This window comes from Streptomyces sp. NPDC012825, from assembly GCF_042900925.1.
GTDB lineage: Bacteria > Actinomycetota > Actinomycetes > Streptomycetales > Streptomycetaceae > Streptomyces.
In genome coordinates this window covers 185,900-201,533 of record NZ_JBIBBZ010000004.1, presented here as the reverse complement: position 1 = coordinate 201,533, position 15,634 = coordinate 185,900, and the positions used below count along the sequence as shown (strand labels likewise).

Genomic DNA, 15,634 nt, shown 5'->3' with positions numbered 1-15,634 from the left:
TCGGCCGCACGTACCTGGTGCCTGGCGCTCAGTGCCCAGTGCCTAGTGCCGGAAGGCGTCCTTGACGTCTTCCTTGCCCTGGCGGGCGTCACCCTTGGCCTGGTCGGCGCGGCCCTTGGCGGCCATGCGCTCATTGCCGACGGCGCGGCCGGCGGCCTCCTCGGCCTTGCCCTTGACCTGCTCCACGTGCGCCTTGCTCTTCTCCGTGCCCGACATCGTGACCTCCTCGTGCCGTACGGACAGTTCGTGACGCCCTTCTGCTCCCGAACCCCACCCGTAAACCCCCGCCCCGCGCACGCGGCCGCTCCTCAGCCCCCGGCCGGCGGATCGATCTGGTGGTCGTGGAACACCTTGACGAGGGCCTTCATCAGGGAGAGCTGCCGGTCGCAGTCGTGGATCACGTCTCCGGCCGACTCGAAGACGAGTTCCTGCGTGTTGGCCGGCTGTCCCCCCTTGCGGGCGAAGTCGGCGCTCAGGCGGCCGGTGCCCGGATCGTCGGGGCAGCTGGTGTGGAACGCGGCCTCCTGGCCGAACTCGGGCAGCGCGCCGAAGCCGGACGCCGTCAGGGGCTTGCCCATGACGGCGTCCTTCGGCCTGGCGTAGACGTCGAGGCGGACGCCGAGCGGGTGGCGTGCCGCAGGCTCGTACCGGCAGTGCCATCCGCCGTCCCGCCACGCCTGGTGGCGCATCAGCTGGAACGCCGGCCGTCCGAGGACCGGTTCCAGGACGGCGGCGTCCGGGCACCCCGTCGAGCTGTCCGCCCCGGCCGTCGGCGCCGGTGCCTCCGGCCGCCCCTCGGCGTCGGGGCCGGGCGCGGGCGCCGGAGAGGCGCAGGCCGCCGATCCCGCGAGGATCAGCGCGGCGATCAAGGTCCGGCGGACGGGGACGTGACGCATCGACGGCTCGCTTTCCGTGGAGGGTCCGGAGGAGGTCGGGAACCGGTCCGGTGCCGGGACTCTAGTCGGTGCCGGTACCGACCGGCGGCCGAACGGCGGGATCGCGCGACGGGTGCGGGCCGGGCCCCGCCGGCCCCGCCCGCGGGCCCTGTGGAACGGTGGCGGTCCCGGGGAAGGGGGCGCGGCGTCCGCCGTGCCCCCGGCGCTCGCGGTCGGTTCGCGTTCACCGGCCCGTACGGGGTGTACGGGGCCGCCCCGGGCGCGTCGGGCGGTCCGTCTTCAGCGGCGCGCGGCGGTCCCGTCGTCCGAGGTCGCCTCCTCCCGCGCCGCCGTGCGCCGTCCCGCCACCACGTCCGCGACGGCGACGGCGAGCGCGGCCACGACGAAGGCGATCGAGACGAGGAGGCCGTGGTCGTAGGCGGTGGCCCAGCCGTCCTGGCCGACCTGGCCGAAGAAGACGGAGCCGACCGCGGCGATGCCGACCGCCGAGCCGACCCGCTGGCCGGTCTGGAGGGTGCCGCCGGCGCTGCCCGCCCGGCGCACCGGCACCTCGGAGAGGGTGAGGGTCTGGTTCGGGGCGATCACCAGGCCGCTGCCGAGCCCCGCGAGGAGCAGCGGGGCGAGCATGGCCCAGCCCACGCCCCTGCCGGGCACCTGGTGCACGGCGAACGCCGTCCCGGCGAGGCCGAGCGCCACCATGACCAGGCCGGCCACCACGAGCGGCCGGCCGAAGCGGTTCACGAGCCGGCCGCCGATCCCGGCCGCGATCCCCGACCCCAGGGCGAAGGGGGTGATGGTGAGCCCGGCCTGGAGCGCGCTGTAGTGCAGTCCGCTCTGGAGGTAGAGCGTGCTGACGAAGAAGATCGAGGTGAAGCCCGCGAAGTAGAGCAGGATGAGGAGCGAGCCGAGCCAGTAGGAGCGGACGCGGAAGAGCTCCAGTTCGACGAGGGGCTCGTTGCCCGAGCGGGCGCAGCGGCGCTCCCAGGCCACGAAGACCGCGAGCAGGGCGGCGGCGACGGGGACGAGGAGGTACTTGCCGTTCCCGGGCCACTGCTGGGACTGGACGAAGGGCAGCAGCAGGGCGAGGACCGCGGCGCCGAGGAGGACCACGCCGACCGGGTCGAGGCGGCCGAGCCGTACCGGCTTGGCGTCCGGCGTGTCGGGCAGCAGCCGCCGGGCGAGGAACAGGCACACGATCCCGATCGGGAGGTTGACGTAGAAGACCCAGCGCCAGCCCTCCTCGGGGCCCGCCGCCTGGATCAGCAGTCCGCCGAGGAGGGGGCCGACGGCGGTGGAGACGCCGACGACGGTGCCGAACATCCCGAAGGCCCTGCCGCGCTCGGCGCCCTGGAACATCTGCTGGATGAGCGCGGAGATCTGGGGGGAGACGAGGCCGCCCGCCACGCCCTGCGCCAGTCGCGAGATCACCAGCCACGTGCTCGTCTGGGCCGCCCCGCAGGAGGCCGAGGCGAGCGTGAAGAGCGCGAGGCCGACGATGAAGACGCTGCGCCGGCCGCGCGCGTCGCCGAGGCGTCCGGCCGGGATGAGGAAGAGGCCGAAGGCGAGCGCGTATCCGGAGAGCACCCACTGGAGGTCCGATTCGGGGGTGTCGAGGCCGGTGCGGATGGAGGGCAGCGCGACGTTCACGATCGACACGTCGAGGAGGGTCATGAACCCCGCCACGAGGCAGACGCCGAGTGCCTTCCACCGGTTCGGGTCCGGTTCCCCCCGCCCCCGGTGCGGGGCCTGTGCCGACTCTTGCCGGGTCACGTGTCCTCCTGGTTCCCTCGGGTACGGCCCGGTGGAGGGCGCGCGACACGGGCCGTGTGCGCCTCCCGGGCTGCGAAGGTCCGGGTACCCGGCGCGCGGCTTCCCGATTCCTCCTTTTTGCCTCGATCATCCGTTGATGTGGGCAAATGCCCGGGTGCCCGTGCGGGGCACCCGGGCCGGGAGGCGGTCCGGGGTCCGTCAGGCCGCCGTGTCGAAGGTGTAGTGGGGGGTGTGGTCCAGCATGTCCGCCGGGGTCACGTCGTTCCACGGGCGCATGGTGTCGTGGAGGTCCACGACGTTCCGGGTGCCCGCGGCCGGCAGGTACGCCGAGCCGGGGTGGCGGGCCCGCCAGTCGGCCCACAGCTTGTCGACGAAGGCGTGGTGCAGCCAGAAGACGGGGTCGTTGGGCGAGACCCCGGTGGCCATCTGGCCGCCGACCCAGACGTGGACGCGGTTGTGGAGGTTCACCCCGCGCCAGCCCTCCAGGTGGTTGCGGAAGCCGTCGGAGGCGCTGTTCCAGGGAGCGGTGTCGTAGGTCTCCATGGCGAGGACGGAGTCCACCTCGGCGCGGGTGGGGAGCTGTCGGCCGCCGGCGCCGAGGTCGCGCCGGAGGAAGTCGCGTCCGTCGACGCGGACGGTGATCGGCCAGCGGTCGCCGGACCGGGCGAAGGGGCCGTCGGTGACCTGCCCGTCGCGGGCGCGGCCGGTGCCGCCGAGGAAGTCGGGCGCCCACAGCGGGGAGCGGGGGGTGCGGTCGGCGGTCCAGTCCCAGTAGGGCAGGGTGACGGTGGCGTCGACGGACTTCAGGGCCTCCTCGAACTCCAGGAGGAAGCGCCGGTGCCAGGGCAGGAAGGACGGCGAGCGGTGGCCGACGCGGTCGCCGTCGTCGGTGTCGCCCATGATGAAGGCGTTGTGCGTGGTGACGAAGGCGTCGTACCGCCCGGAGCGCTTGAGCTCCAGGAGGGCGTCGACGAAGCGGCGCTTCTCGTCGACGGTGAGGGTGGCCTGGTTCTTGCGTACGGTCATGGTGGTGCGTGCTCCTGGACGGGTCAGCGGAGGGTTCGGCCGAGGGCGAGGGGGACGAGCGGGGCGCCGCGGAGTTCGCGGACGGCCGCGCGGGCCAGTTCCCTGGGCGTGGCGACGGGCTCGTAGTGGTGGATCACGCTGATCCAGGTGCCGTCGGCGTTCCGCATGACGTGCAGTTCCCGGCCGTCGACGGTGACGGTGTAGCCGCCTCCGTGGTGTCCCCCGTGGTGGTCGCCGCCGTGCGCGGGCCCGCCCCGGATGCGGCGGCCCTGGTAGACCTCGTCGAAGGAGGCCGGGTCGGAGCCGGCCGCCGGGGCGGCGGCGCGGGAGGCGGCGGCCGGGCCCGCCTGGGCGAGGACCGTGACGGCGCCCGCGGCGCCTGCCGCGACGCCGAGCGCCCGGCGGCGGGTGATGCTGGACATGAGAAACCCCCAAGTGGTCTGTGCGACCGGGGGTTTGGTCATATGCCCCCGGCAGGGGTCATCAGTACCCGGGGGTGTCGGCGCCGCGGAAATCGCCGGGGGGTGGTTGGCCGCGAAGTGGTCAACTTGCCAAGGAAAGTGCAGTTTTGAACGGAGTTGATCTTTCTGTTCCGGCACGCGAAAGCACCCCGGAGCGAAGATCTTACGGAGAAGATGATCATTCCGTGAACGATCTTTCGCGCCGGGGTGCGGCGTGTGGCGGAGCCCACGCCCTCCGATTGTCCGGATCCGGCCTCAGCCGCGGCCCGCCTTGCGCCGCGCCCGCAGCCACTCGCGGTTCATCGCCGAGATCGACGGCAGCGGGATCCCCTTCGGGCAGGCCGTCGCGCACTCGCCGGCCAGGGTGCAGCCGCCGAAGCCCTCCGCGTCCATCTGGGCGACCATGTCGAGGACCCGGGTCTCGCGTTCCGGGGAGCCCTGCGGCAGGACGTTGAGGTGGTTGACCTTGGCCGAGGTGAAGAGCATGGCCGAACCGTTGGGGCAGGCCGCCACGCACGCGCCGCAGCCGATGCACTCGGCGTGCTCGAAGGCGAAGTCCGCGTCGGGCTTGGGGACGGGGGTGGCGTGGGCCTCGGGGGCCGCGCCCGTGGGGGCGGTGATGTAGCCGCCGGCCTGGATGACCCGGTCGAAGGCGGAGCGGTCGACCACCAGGTCCTTGACCACCGGGAAGGCGGAGGCGCGCCAGGGCTCGACGTCGATGGTGTCGCCGTCGCGGAAGGAGCGCATGTGGAGCTGGCAGGTCGTGGTGCGCTCGGGGCCGTGGGCGTCGCCGTTGATGACGAGGCTGCACGCGCCGCAGATGCCCTCGCGGCAGTCGTGGTCGAAGGCGACGGGGTCCTCGCCGCGCACGATGAGTTCCTCGTTGAGGGTGTCGAGCATCTCCAGGAACGACATGTCCGGGGAGATGCCGTCCACCTCGTAGGTGGCCATGGCGCCGTCGTCGTCGGCGTTCCGCTGGCGCCAGACGCGCAGGTTGAGCTTCATGCGTAGCTCCGCTGGGTGGGGTGGACGTACTCGAAGGTCAGTTCCTCCTTGTGGAGGACGGGTGCGGCGCCGTCGTTGAACTCCCAGGCCGCCGCGTAGGCGAACTCCTCGTCCCGGCGGGCCGCCTCGCCGTCGGGGGTCTGGGACTCCTCGCGGAAGTGGCCGCCGCAGGACTCGGCGCGGTGGAGGGCGTCGAGGCACATCAGCTCGGCGAGCTCCAGGTAGTCGACGATCCGGTTGGCCTTCTCCAGGGACTGGTTGAACTCCTCGCCGGTGCCGGGGACCTTGATCCGGCGCCAGAACTCCTCGCGGATCCCGGGGATGCGGGCGAGGGCCTCGCGGAGCCCCTCCTCGGTGCGGGCCATGCCGCAGTGCTCCCACATGAGTTCGCCGAGTTCGCGGTGGAAGGAGTCGGGGGTGCGGTCGCCGTCCACGGAGAGCAGCAGGTTCAGCCTGTCCCCGGTCTCGGCGAGCACCTCGCGGACCGCCGGGTGGTCGTCGGTGACCGGTTCGGCGTGCGGGTGGCGGGCGAGGTAGTCGTTGATGGTGGCGGGCAGGACGAAGTAGCCGTCGGCCAGGCCCTGCATGAGGGCGGAGGCGCCGAGCCGGTTGGCCCCGTGGTCGGAGAAGTTGGCCTCGCCGATGGCGAAGAGGCCGGGGACGGTGGTCCGGAGGTCGTAGTCGACCCAGAGCCCGCCCATCGTGTAGTGCACGGCGGGGTAGATCCGCATGGGGACCTCGTACGGGTTCTCGGCGGTGATCCGCTCGTACATGTCGAAGAGGTTGCCGTACTTCTCCTCGACGGTCTTGCGGCCCATGCGGCCGATGGCGTCGGCGAAGTCGAGGTAGACGCCCTGGCCGCCGGGGCCGACGCCGCGGCCCTCGTCGCAGACGTTCTTGGCGGCGCGGGAGGCGATGTCGCGGGGGACGAGGTTGCCGAAGGAGGGGTAGATCCGCTCCAGGTAGTAGTCGCGCTCGTCCTCGGGGATCTCGGCGGCGGGGCGGGTGTCGCCCTTGGCCTTCGGGACCCAGATGCGTCCGTCGTTGCGCAGCGACTCGCTCATCAGGGTCAGCTTCGACTGGTGGTCGCCGGTGCGCGGGATGCAGGTGGGGTGGATCTGGGTGAAGCAGGGGTTGGCGAAGTACGCGCCGCGCCGGTGGGCGCGCCAGACGGCGGTGGCGTTGGAGTTCATCGCGTTCGTCGACAGGTAGAAGACGTTCCCGTAGCCACCGGTGGCCAGGACGACGGCGTCGGCGTAGTGGGTGGAGATCTCCCCGGTGATCAGGTCGCGGGCGACGATGCCCCGGGCCCGCCCGTCGACGACGATCAGGTCGAGCATCTCCGTACGGGCGTGCATCTCGACGTGTCCGGCGGCGATCTGCCGGGACAGCGCCTGGTAGGCGCCGAGGAGGAGCTGCTGTCCGGTCTGGCCGCGGGCGTAGAAGGTGCGGGAGACCTGGACGCCGCCGAAGGAGCGGGTGTCGAGGAGGCCGCCGTACTCGCGGGCGAAGGGGACGCCCTGGGCGACGCACTGGTCGATGATCTCGACGGAGATCTGGGCGAGGCGGTGGACGTTGGACTCGCGGGCCCGGAAGTCGCCGCCCTTGACGGTGTCGTAGAAGAGGCGGTGCACCGAGTCGCCGTCGTTGCGGTAGTTCTTGGCGGCGTTGATCCCGCCCTGGGCGGCGATGGAGTGGGCGCGGCGCGGGGAGTCCTGGAAGCAGAACTGGACGACCTGGTAGCCCTGTTCGGCCAGGGTGGCGCCGGCGGAGCCGCCGGCCAGGCCGGTGCCGACGACGATGATCCGGTGCTTGCGGCGGTTGGCGGGGTTGACCAGCTTCGCCTCGAAGCGGCGGGTGTCCCAGCGCTCGGCGACGGGCCCGGCGGGGGCCTGGGTGTCGGCGATCGGCTCGCCGACGGTGTAATCCACAAAGCTCATGGTCAGCTCACCACTCCGGTCATGACGGCGACGGGGACGGAGACGAAGCCCGCGGTCAGGGCGAGCGCGAGGCCGTTGGCGAGGCCCCGGAGGAGGCGCTCGCGGCGGGCGGTGCCGACGCCCAGGGTCTGGGCGGCGCTCCAGAAGCCGTGGCGGACGTGGAGGCCGACGGCGAGCATGGCGACGATGTAGACGACGTTGCCGTACCAGGTGGAGAAGGTGTCGACGACGTTCTGGTAGGGCCTGCCCTCCTCGAAGCCGCCGGTGTGGACGGTGCCGGTGGTCAGGTCGAGGACGTGCCAGACGATGAACAGGGCGAGGATGATCCCGCCCCAGCGCATGGTGCGGGTGGCGTACGAGGCCCGCCTGCGGCGGTGCGCGTAACCGACGGGGCGCGCCTTGATGTCGCGCCGGCTGAGCTGGTACGCGGAGACGGCGTGGGCGACGACGGCGGCCAGGAGCACGACCCGGACGATCCAGAGGGCCCACTCGTGGTGCAGGAGCGGGGCGCCCAGGACGCGCAGCCAGTGCGCGTACCCGTTGAACTCCTCGGGGCCGAAGAAGACCTTGAGGTTGCCGATCACGTGGGCGACGAGGTAGCCGAGCATGATCAGTCCGCTGACGGCCATGACCGTCTTCTTGCCGAGCGTCGAGGAGAGGAATCCGCGTGACGGTGCGGGGGACGGCGGGCGGTCCGCCGTCCTGTTCCCCGTGGGTGCCAGAGCCATGCCGTCGAGGCTAGGGCCGAAGGGCCCGAGAGGTCCAAGACATGGTTCGGCTGATCTCGATAGGCCCTTCCTATCTTCTTCGCCTAGGCTGTGACCATGCAGTTCCAGCAGCTCCTCTACTTCGTGGCCGTGGCCGAGACCCGCCACTTCACCCGGGCCGCCGAGCGCGTCCACGTCTCGCAGCCCTCGCTCTCCCAGCAGATCAAGGCCCTGGAGCAGGAGCTGGGCGCGGAGCTGTTCAGCCGGGCCCGGGGGAACATCACGCTCACCGACGCCGGGGAGGCCCTGCTGCCGCTGGCCCGCCGGATCCTCGCCGACACGGAGACGGCCCGGCTGGAGGTGCAGGAGCTGGCCCAGCTCAAGCGGGGCCGGGTGCGGCTCGGCGCGACCCCGAGCCTGTGCACGGGACTCCTGCCGGACGTGCTGCGGGCCTTCCACGACCTGCACCCGGGGATCGAGCTCCTGATCCAGGAGAGCGGCTCGCACGACCTCGTGCGGGAGCTGGCGCGCGGGGCGCTCGACCTGGCCCTCGTGGTGCTGCCGCTGCCGACCCCCTCACCCGCCCTGACCACGGTCGAGCTGCTCCGGGAGGACCTGGTGGTGGTCTCCGCCGCCTCGGAGCCGGCGCCCCGGCGCCCGGTCCGGATCACGGACCTGCGCGACCAGCCGCTCGTGATGTTCCGGCACGGCTACGACCTGCGGGAGCTGACGGTGGCGGCCTGCCGGGCGGAGGGGTTCGAGCCCGCGTTCACCGTCGAGGGCGGGGAGCTGGACGCGGTGCTCGGTTTCGTACGGGCCGGGCTCGGCCTCGCGGTGGTCCCGGCGATGGTCGCCGCGCGGGCCGGCCGCGACCTGCGGGTGACGGCCCTCGCCCGGCCGGGGCTCCGCCGCACCATCGCGCTGGCCCACCGCAGCGACGTGGCGCCGCCGAGGGCCGCACGGGAGCTCCAGCGGGTCCTGCTGGCCTCCCGGAAGGCACGGGCGGGAGGCACGTCCGTCTGAACGGGGGCCGTCACGCCGCCTCCGTCAGCACCGTCCCCGTCACACCGCCCTCGTCACGCCGCCCCGTCGCACCGCCTCCATCACACCGTCCTCGTCACACCGCGTCCGCCAGGAGCAGCGAGTGGATGCGGTCCGGGGCGCCGGGGCGGGCGTAGTACCAGCCCTGCGCCGTGTCGCAGCCGAGGTCCCGGAGCCGGCGCGCCTGCGCGCCCGTCTCCACGCCCTCGACGGTGACCGCGAGCTCCAGGCTGTGGGCGAGCGAGACGATCCCCTCGACGATCTTCAGGTCGACCGGGTCCACCGGGTGCTGCTGCATGCCCCGGGTGAAGGAGCGGTCCAGCTTGAGGACGCTCACCGGGAGCCGCCGCAGGTTGGCCAGGTTCGAGTAGCCGGTGCCGAAGTCGTCGAGCGCGATGTCGACGCCCATCTCGGCGAGCTGCCGCAGCGGCTTCAGGAGGCCCTCGTCGGCGCCGATCAGGGCCGACTCGGTCACCTCCAGGCAGAGCGCGCCCGGTTCGAGCCCGGACCGCTCCAGGACGTCGACGGTGTCGGCGACCAGGCGCGGGTGGTGGAGCTGCGTCGGGGAGAGGTTGACGTTGATGCGGAGCGGGCCGCCGTCGGCGTGCCGGGTCTGCCAGAAGCGGGCCTGGCGCACGGCCTCCTGGAGCACCCAGCGGCCGAGCGGCACGATCAGGCCGGTGTCCTCGGCGAGCGGGATGAAGCGGTCGGGGCCGAGCACCCCGTGCTGCGGGTGGCACCAGCGGACGAGCGCCTCCGCGCCGTGCACGCTGCCGTCGCCGAGGTGGACGAGCGGCTGGTACTCGATGAAGAACTCGCCGCGGTCCAGGGCGGCCGGCAGGGCCGTGGTGAGCCCGTGGCGGGTGATGGCGCGGGCGTCGGCCTCGGGGTCGGCGAGCTCGAAGCGGTTGCCGCCCGCCGACTTGGCCCGGTACATGGTGATGTCGGCGCTCCGCAGCACCTCGGCCGGGGTCCGCTCCCCCGCCGGCCCCTCGACGACGCCGAGGCTGCCGCGCACGGTCAGTTCGCGGCCGTCGATGCGGAGCGGGGTGGCGAGGGCGGCGAGGATGCGGTCGGCGAGGTCGGTGACGTCCCGCTCGCCGCCGGAGCCGGTGGTGAGGGCGACGAACTCGTCCCCGCCGAGCCGGGCCACCATCTCGTTGGCCCCGGTGACACAGCTCTGCAGCCGGTCCGCGACCTCGACCAGGAGCCGGTCGCCGGTGGAGTGGCCGAGGCTGTCGTTGATGACCTTGAAGCCGTCGAGGTCGAGGTAGCAGAGGCCGAAGCGGGCGTTGTCGCCGGGGGCGAGCGCCTTCTCCAGGCGCTCGAAGAACAGGGTCCGGTTGGGCAGTCCGGTGAGGGCGTCGTGGGTGGCCTCGTAGCGCAGGCGCAGGTGGAGCAGGCGCCGCTCGGTGGTGTCCTCCAGGAGGGCCAGCTGGTACTGGGGGCGCCCGTCGGCGTCCCGGAGGAGCGAGACGGTGAGGTTGGTCCACAGAACCGTTCCGTCGCCCCGGTAGTACGGCTTCTCGACCCGGTAGTGCTCCCGCTCGCCGCGGACCAGCTCCTCGTACAGCCTCCAGACGTGCGGGCCGTCCTCCGGGTGGACCCACTCGCTGACCTTGCGGCCGCGCAGCAGGCCCTCCATCCCGCCGAACATGCGGGTGAGGGTCTCGTTGACCTCCAGGAGGTTGCCGTCGAGGTCGGCGATGCCGATGCCGATGGCCGCTCCGTCGAAGACCGCGCGGAAGCGGCTCTCGGTGGCGTGCAGGGCGATCTCGGCGGCGGTGCGGGCGGCGAGCGCGGAGCGGGCGATGGCCTCCTGCTCGGCGAGGGTCCGCTCGCGCAGGGCCTGGGCGTAGCCGACGGCCATGGCGTGCTGGAGCCGGGCGCAGCGGGCCCGGAGTTCCTCGGCGGGCAGGTCCGACTCCGTACCGCAGTAGAGCACCAGGTACGAGTCGACGACGCCGAGGCTGCGGCCGAGCGCGTCCGGGTCGGTGCAGTGGGCGGTGATCAGGGCCGCGCCGGCGCGCTGGGCCGGGGCCGTGTCGAAGGGCCGGGCGTGCAGGGCGTCGTACAGGGTGCGGGCCGGCGGCAGCAGGTGCCCCTCGAACTCGGCCCGGGTGAGCGACGTGGCGGTCACCGGGAAGATCGCGCGGCTCCAGATGGTGACGAACCGCCTGAGTCTGTCCTCCGGGCCGTCGGCCTCGGCGCCGGAACCGGCCGGCTGGGACGGGACCTTCACGCCTTGCGCCCCACCCCGGCGAGGCCGGAGAAGGTGTGGGGGTCCTCCTCCTCGACCGGGCTCTCCGGACGCCAGAGGGGCAGCGGGACGAGACCGGGCTCGAGCAGCTCGGTGCCCTCGAAGAATCGGGTGATCTCGGCGCCCGACCGCATCACCAGGGGGTTGCGGATGTTCCGGTAGACCCCGACGGTGCCGCCGGCCCGCTCCTCCATCGACGGGATGCCCTCGTACGACGCGTGGGTGAGGATCATGAGGCTGCCGGGCGCGAGGGCGTCGATCAGCTCGGCGACGGCCTCGTACGGGCGGTCGTGGTCCTCCAGGAAGTGGAGCACGGCGACGAGGAGGAGGGCCACCGGCCGTTCCGTGTCGAGGAGTCGGGTCACCTCGGGGCTGTGCAGGATGTCGGCCGGCTTGCGCAGGTCGGCGGAGACGACGGCGGTGTCCTCGACGCCCTCCAGGACGGCGCGGCTGTGGGCGACGGCGACCGGGTCGTGGTCGACGTAGACGACCCGCGCGGCCGGGTCGGCGGCGCGGGCGATCTCGTGCACGTTGCCGAAGGTGGGTATGCCGGAGCCGATGTCCAGGAACTGGGTGACGTCGTTGTCAACGGCGTGGCGGACGGCGCGCCGCATGAACGCCCGGTTCGCCTGCATGATCTTGGGCAGGCCGGGCATGAACTCCATGGCCTTGCGGGCCGCTTCCCGGTCGACTTCGAAGTTGTGCGAGCCGCCCAGGTAGAAGTCGTACATTCGGGACACGCTCGGCACCGAAATGTCGATACCCGGCGGAGCCCAGGCGGGACGCTCCATCAATGTCTCCAACAAGTCGCCGTGGGATACGGCCATGTGTTCGCGGCCGGTGTTCGAGGTGAGGCTACTGATCGCCCGCCGAGAGGGCGAGTGGAAACGGAAATTCGCGGTCCGTTCTTGGTCACACGCCATTGGCACGTGCGTGCGGAACGCCGAGTTCACGCCTTCGGACCGTGCATATTCACGTGCAGGTGATCGTGCGTCGGTTCCGTCCACGGCTCCGCGCGCGCCCGGCCGGAGCCCCGAGCCCCTTTCCCTGCTGGGGTGTTGCCGCGATCGGGACCCTGCCGCCGGTGCAGGATGCCCCGTCGGCCGCGCTGTTCGACAGGGCGACAACCGGACAGATCTTCTGACGACGGCCGGAACGGTTCCCGTCGGGAATCGGAGTGCGCGGCGATACCCGGGCATTGCACCGAATCCGCCTACTGTCCGATAGAACGTCAAGTCCACGCCTCCGGAGAACCCCTCCATCCGGCGAATCCGCCGTGTTTCCGCCCCGGCGCGCGCCACTCGCGAACAAGCTCGACGGCGTGTCTCTGTACGGATCACTCCTCGCGCGGCCACTGGCGGCCCTGGCACTGGTGTGGCTGGTCGCCGCCCCCGCGCCCGTCTCCGCCGACGCCTGCGCCCACGCCGTGACCGGTCCCGGCGGTACGCACACCGCGGTGGCGTCCGCCGGGTCGGACGGGTGCCACCACCACCATCCGCCGCACCCGCACCCGCACCCGCACCCGCACCCGCACCCGCACCCGCACCCGCACGAACCAAGCCCGACGCCCCCGCCGACGCCCCCTCCGACACCCACGCCGCCGCCCGAGTGCCCGTCACCGACGCCCCGGCCCACCCCCACTCCCACCCCCACGCCGCCGCCCACCACGTCCGCGCCGCCCCGGCCCACCCCGGAGCCGCCGCCTCCGCCCCTGCCGAAGCCGCCGCCGGCTCCCGTGCCGCCTCCTCCCCCCGTCCGCACGACGCCGCCCCCGCCTCCCGTACGGACGCCGGTCCCGCCCGTACCGAAGCCGCCGCGCGCCACCCCGCCGGTGCCGCGTCCCGCGCCGCCCGTCACCGGGGCACCGGAACCCGAGCCGGAGCCCGGGCCGACGTCCGCCGCCGCTCCCCCGCCCCCGCCCTCCGCGCGGCCCGCGCCGCCCGCTCCCGTCGCGCTCCCCCACTACCGTCCGGCCACCCGGCCGCAGCCGAAGAGCCGCACGTCCGTGCTGACCACGACGCTGGTGATCATCGCCCCGGCGGTCCTCGCGACCGCGATCCTGCGCTCCCGCTCCCGCTGACCCCGACCGGCTCCACACCTTCAGTCGGTCCACCCCGTCACGACCGATCCCACCGATCCCACCGATCCCACTGATCCCACCGGAGGAATCCGTGTCCGAATGGCTCGTCCTCTCCCTCGCGATGGCGGCGGCCTGCGCCGTCGTGCTCACCATCGTGGTCATCAACCACCGCCGGATTCCCGAGGACGACGACCCGAGCGAGACGCCGGACGTCATCGAGTACATGACGATGATGATCGGCGTGATCTACGCCATCGTCCTCGGCCTGGCCATCGCCGGCGTCTGGGAGGCGCGGGGGGCCGCCCAGGAGACCGTGCGGCAGGAGGCCCAGGCGCTGCACGAGATCTCGGCGCGCGCCGAGGTGTACCCGCAGGAGGTCCGCGCCCGCATCCGCGCCGACGTCGACGCGTACGTCTCCTACGTGCTCGACGACGAGTGGGAGCACATGTCCGAGACCGGGGAGCTGAGCGACGAGGGCACCGCGCTCCTGGAGAAGGTGCGGCGGAGCGTCACCGACCACCGGCCGGCGAACGACTTCGAGGGGCAGGCGTACCAGCCGCTGGTGGACCAGGTGGCCGCCGCCGACGACGCCCGGAACGCGCGCGGGCAGAACGCGGGCGAGACCATGCCCGGGGTGGTGTGGTTCGGTCTGATCGTCGGCGCCCTGGTGACGGTCGGCCTGATCTTCACGCTCCAGATCCGCAGGACCGGGCGGGAGCTGCTGCTCGCCGGCCTCTTCAGCGTGCTCATCGCCTTCCTGCTGTTCCTGATCTGGGACTTCGACGCGCCGTTCGGCCGGGGCATGTCGGCCAACGCCACGCCGTTCACCGACCTGTTCCCGGGGCTCTCCCGGTGAGGAGCGCCACCCGGGTGGGCCGTGCGGGGGACCCGCGTGACCCGTTCGCACCTCTGGGATCGCGGCCGGGGCGAAGCGCTCCTAGCGTTTCGGGCATCGAGGTGCACGCAGGCCCTTCGCGGGAACCCCCTTCCGCGGCTGCCCCTCGGGACCCGGAGGATTCACCATGCGCGCGATACGTGCCGCATCCACCGCCCTGTCGGGGGTGGCCGCCTTCGCCCTGGCCGCCCCCTTCGCCGTCGCTACGGAAGGTGCCCCGGCACCCCGGCCGCAGGCGCGGGGTGCCAAGGCCCCGGGCGATTTCGTCGTTTCGCCCTCGGTCGTCTCCCCCGGCGGCCGGGTGACGCTGAGCGCCCCCGGCTGCGCCAGCACCGCGACGGCCGCGGCCGGCGTCTTCGACACCGCCGTCATCGCCCCGGGCGCGACGGCGACCGCCACCGTGGACCTGGACGTGCGGCCCGGCAGCGTCTACACGGTCGCGTTCAACTGCACGGGCGGCGTCCAGGACACCGTCGACCTCACGATCGCCGGCGGTGCCACGGCCACCGCCACCCCGACGATCCGCTCCACGATCCTCACCACCCCGCGGGGTGTGCAGGGCGGTCTCGGCGGCTCGGTGGACGACGGGGTCGGCCCCGTCGAGCTGGCCGCGGGAGGGGCGCTCGTCCTGGCCGCCGCGGGCGGCGTCTTCTACGTGGTGCGCCGCCGCGCCGCCGAGTCCCGGCGCCACTGAGGTGCGGCGGACCGCGCGGGCGTCCGAGAACGCCCGTCGCCCCCGGGTCCTGGTCAGGACCCGGGGGCGACGGGCACGGCGGGCCGGCCGGGAGGTTCGGCCGGTCAGATCCCCGCGCCGGTCACACGGCGACGGCGGGCGATGAAGAGACCGCCGCCGAGCGCGGCCGCGGCGACGAGGCTGCCGCCGACGGCCATCTCGGTGGAGCTGGGGGCCAGCGAGCCGCCGAGGCCGCCCTCGGCGCCGCGGCCCGGGAGGACCCGGAACGACTGCGTGGCCACGGAGTTGCCGCCGTTGCAGCGGACGGCCAGGTTGTAGTTGCCCGGGGTGGCGTGGTTGTAGACGCGGGCGACGGCGGTGGAGACGCCGTTGTTGTTGCCCGAGAGGGTGGTCTGCGGGAAGGCGTTGGACGTGACCGTGCCGCCGCGGTTGCAGCCCCGCGCGGTGATCGTGAGCGTCGAACCGGGGTGGACGTCGTAGGGGTTGACGGTGACGTCGGTCGGACCGCCGTTCCCGCCGCCGTTCCCGCCGCCGTTCCCGCCGCCGTTCCCACCCCCGTTCCCCCCGCTGTTACCGCCGCTGTTACCGCCGCTGTTACCGCCGCTGAGGACGGTGCCCGGACCGTGGGTGGCGGCGGCGAGGGGGGCCGCGAGCCCGACCGCCGCGATCGCGGTGGCGGTCACCGCCAGAGTGCGTGCAGCACGCATGGTTGAACCTCCAGTGGAAGACGCCCCAAAGCGGTGCTCCGGGAGTTTCGACGAGTACGCCCTCCATGACGAACCATCACCATTCGGGACGGACCACGCATGTCGGCACTGGTCCACTCCGGTGAGGCGACACGCCGGGGCGAAGGGCGCCG

15 protein-coding genes are annotated in these 15,634 nt (G+C 73.1%); 4 read left to right on the top strand and 11 right to left on the bottom strand.

Annotated features, from left to right (window positions below):
- Positions 1 to 42: 42 nt before the first annotated feature.
- The 8 genes from ACFY7E_RS12490 to ACFY7E_RS12455 form a co-directional block, all read right to left on the bottom strand.
- Positions 43 to 216, bottom strand: a complete 174-nt coding sequence (locus ACFY7E_RS12490; RefSeq protein WP_389483747.1) for a CsbD family protein — start codon at positions 214 to 216, stop codon at positions 43 to 45.
- A gap of 92 nt (positions 217 to 308) precedes the next feature.
- Positions 309 to 896 carry a hypothetical protein gene (locus tag ACFY7E_RS12485; protein ID WP_389483744.1) on the bottom strand — a complete coding sequence of 196 codons (588 nt, stop codon included), beginning with the start codon at positions 894 to 896 and terminating at the stop codon, positions 309 to 311.
- 279 nt (positions 897 to 1,175) lie between these two features.
- Positions 1,176 to 2,666 carry an MFS transporter gene (locus ACFY7E_RS12480; RefSeq protein ID WP_389483741.1) on the bottom strand — a complete coding sequence of 497 codons (1,491 nt, stop codon included), beginning with the start codon at positions 2,664 to 2,666 and terminating at the stop codon, positions 1,176 to 1,178.
- 198 nt (positions 2,667 to 2,864) lie between these two features.
- The gene (locus ACFY7E_RS12475) at positions 2,865 to 3,692 is read right to left on the bottom strand and encodes a tyrosinase family protein (RefSeq protein ID WP_389483738.1); all 828 of its coding nucleotides are present in this window, start codon (positions 3,690 to 3,692) and stop codon (positions 2,865 to 2,867) included.
- A gap of 23 nt (positions 3,693 to 3,715) precedes the next feature.
- Entirely contained in the window at positions 3,716 to 4,114 is a 399-nt protein-coding gene (locus ACFY7E_RS12470) for a tyrosinase cofactor (protein ID WP_389483735.1), read from the bottom strand.
- 294 nt (positions 4,115 to 4,408) lie between these two features.
- Complete coding sequence (locus ACFY7E_RS12465) at positions 4,409 to 5,158, bottom strand: succinate dehydrogenase/fumarate reductase iron-sulfur subunit (RefSeq protein ID WP_389483732.1); 750 nt, start codon at positions 5,156 to 5,158, stop codon at positions 4,409 to 4,411.
- Positions 5,155 to 7,098 carry a fumarate reductase/succinate dehydrogenase flavoprotein subunit gene (locus ACFY7E_RS12460; RefSeq protein ID WP_389483729.1) on the bottom strand — a complete coding sequence of 648 codons (1,944 nt, stop codon included), beginning with the start codon at positions 7,096 to 7,098 and terminating at the stop codon, positions 5,155 to 5,157. The genes ACFY7E_RS12465 and ACFY7E_RS12460 overlap by 4 nt, the downstream gene beginning before the upstream one ends.
- Positions 7,099 to 7,100: 2 nt before the next feature.
- Positions 7,101 to 7,826: a succinate dehydrogenase gene (locus ACFY7E_RS12455; RefSeq protein ID WP_389483726.1), complete on the bottom strand. Its 726-nt coding sequence runs from the start codon at positions 7,824 to 7,826 to the stop codon at positions 7,101 to 7,103.
- A 96-nt stretch (positions 7,827 to 7,922) separates the two neighbouring features.
- On the opposite strand from ACFY7E_RS12455, the gene ACFY7E_RS12450 reads away from it, so the two are divergent.
- Positions 7,923 to 8,828 carry a LysR family transcriptional regulator gene (locus tag ACFY7E_RS12450; protein ID WP_389483724.1) on the top strand — a complete coding sequence of 302 codons (906 nt, stop codon included), beginning with the start codon at positions 7,923 to 7,925 and terminating at the stop codon, positions 8,826 to 8,828.
- A gap of 94 nt (positions 8,829 to 8,922) precedes the next feature.
- Here the strand turns inward: ACFY7E_RS12450 and ACFY7E_RS12445 are convergent, their stop codons facing one another.
- Together ACFY7E_RS12445 and ACFY7E_RS12440 are read right to left on the bottom strand one after the other, a co-directional pair.
- Positions 8,923 to 11,088, bottom strand: coding sequence for a putative bifunctional diguanylate cyclase/phosphodiesterase (locus ACFY7E_RS12445; protein WP_389483722.1), 2,166 nt, complete (start codon positions 11,086 to 11,088; stop codon positions 8,923 to 8,925).
- Positions 11,085 to 11,897, bottom strand: coding sequence for an SAM-dependent methyltransferase (locus tag ACFY7E_RS12440; RefSeq protein ID WP_389483720.1), 813 nt, complete (start codon positions 11,895 to 11,897; stop codon positions 11,085 to 11,087). The genes ACFY7E_RS12445 and ACFY7E_RS12440 overlap by 4 nt, the downstream gene beginning before the upstream one ends.
- A gap of 530 nt (positions 11,898 to 12,427) precedes the next feature.
- Here ACFY7E_RS12440 and ACFY7E_RS12435 point away from each other — a divergent pair.
- The 3 genes from ACFY7E_RS12435 to ACFY7E_RS12425 all read left to right on the top strand — a co-directional run bounded on the left by ACFY7E_RS12435 (position 12,428) and on the right by ACFY7E_RS12425 (position 14,775).
- Positions 12,428 to 13,186 carry a hypothetical protein gene (locus tag ACFY7E_RS12435; RefSeq protein ID WP_389483718.1) on the top strand — a complete coding sequence of 253 codons (759 nt, stop codon included), beginning with the start codon at positions 12,428 to 12,430 and terminating at the stop codon, positions 13,184 to 13,186.
- 91 nt (positions 13,187 to 13,277) lie between these two features.
- Positions 13,278 to 14,042, top strand: a complete 765-nt coding sequence (locus ACFY7E_RS12430; protein WP_389483716.1) for a hypothetical protein — start codon at positions 13,278 to 13,280, stop codon at positions 14,040 to 14,042.
- 166 nt (positions 14,043 to 14,208) lie between these two features.
- Positions 14,209 to 14,775, top strand: coding sequence for a hypothetical protein (locus ACFY7E_RS12425; RefSeq protein WP_389483714.1), 567 nt, complete (start codon positions 14,209 to 14,211; stop codon positions 14,773 to 14,775).
- Positions 14,776 to 14,879: 104 nt separating this feature from the next.
- Here the strand turns inward: ACFY7E_RS12425 and ACFY7E_RS12420 are convergent, their stop codons facing one another.
- Positions 14,880 to 15,482 (bottom strand): hypothetical protein, encoded by a 603-nt coding sequence (locus ACFY7E_RS12420; RefSeq protein ID WP_389483712.1) that lies wholly within the window; start codon positions 15,480 to 15,482, stop codon positions 14,880 to 14,882.
- Positions 15,483 to 15,634 lie beyond the last annotated feature (152 nt).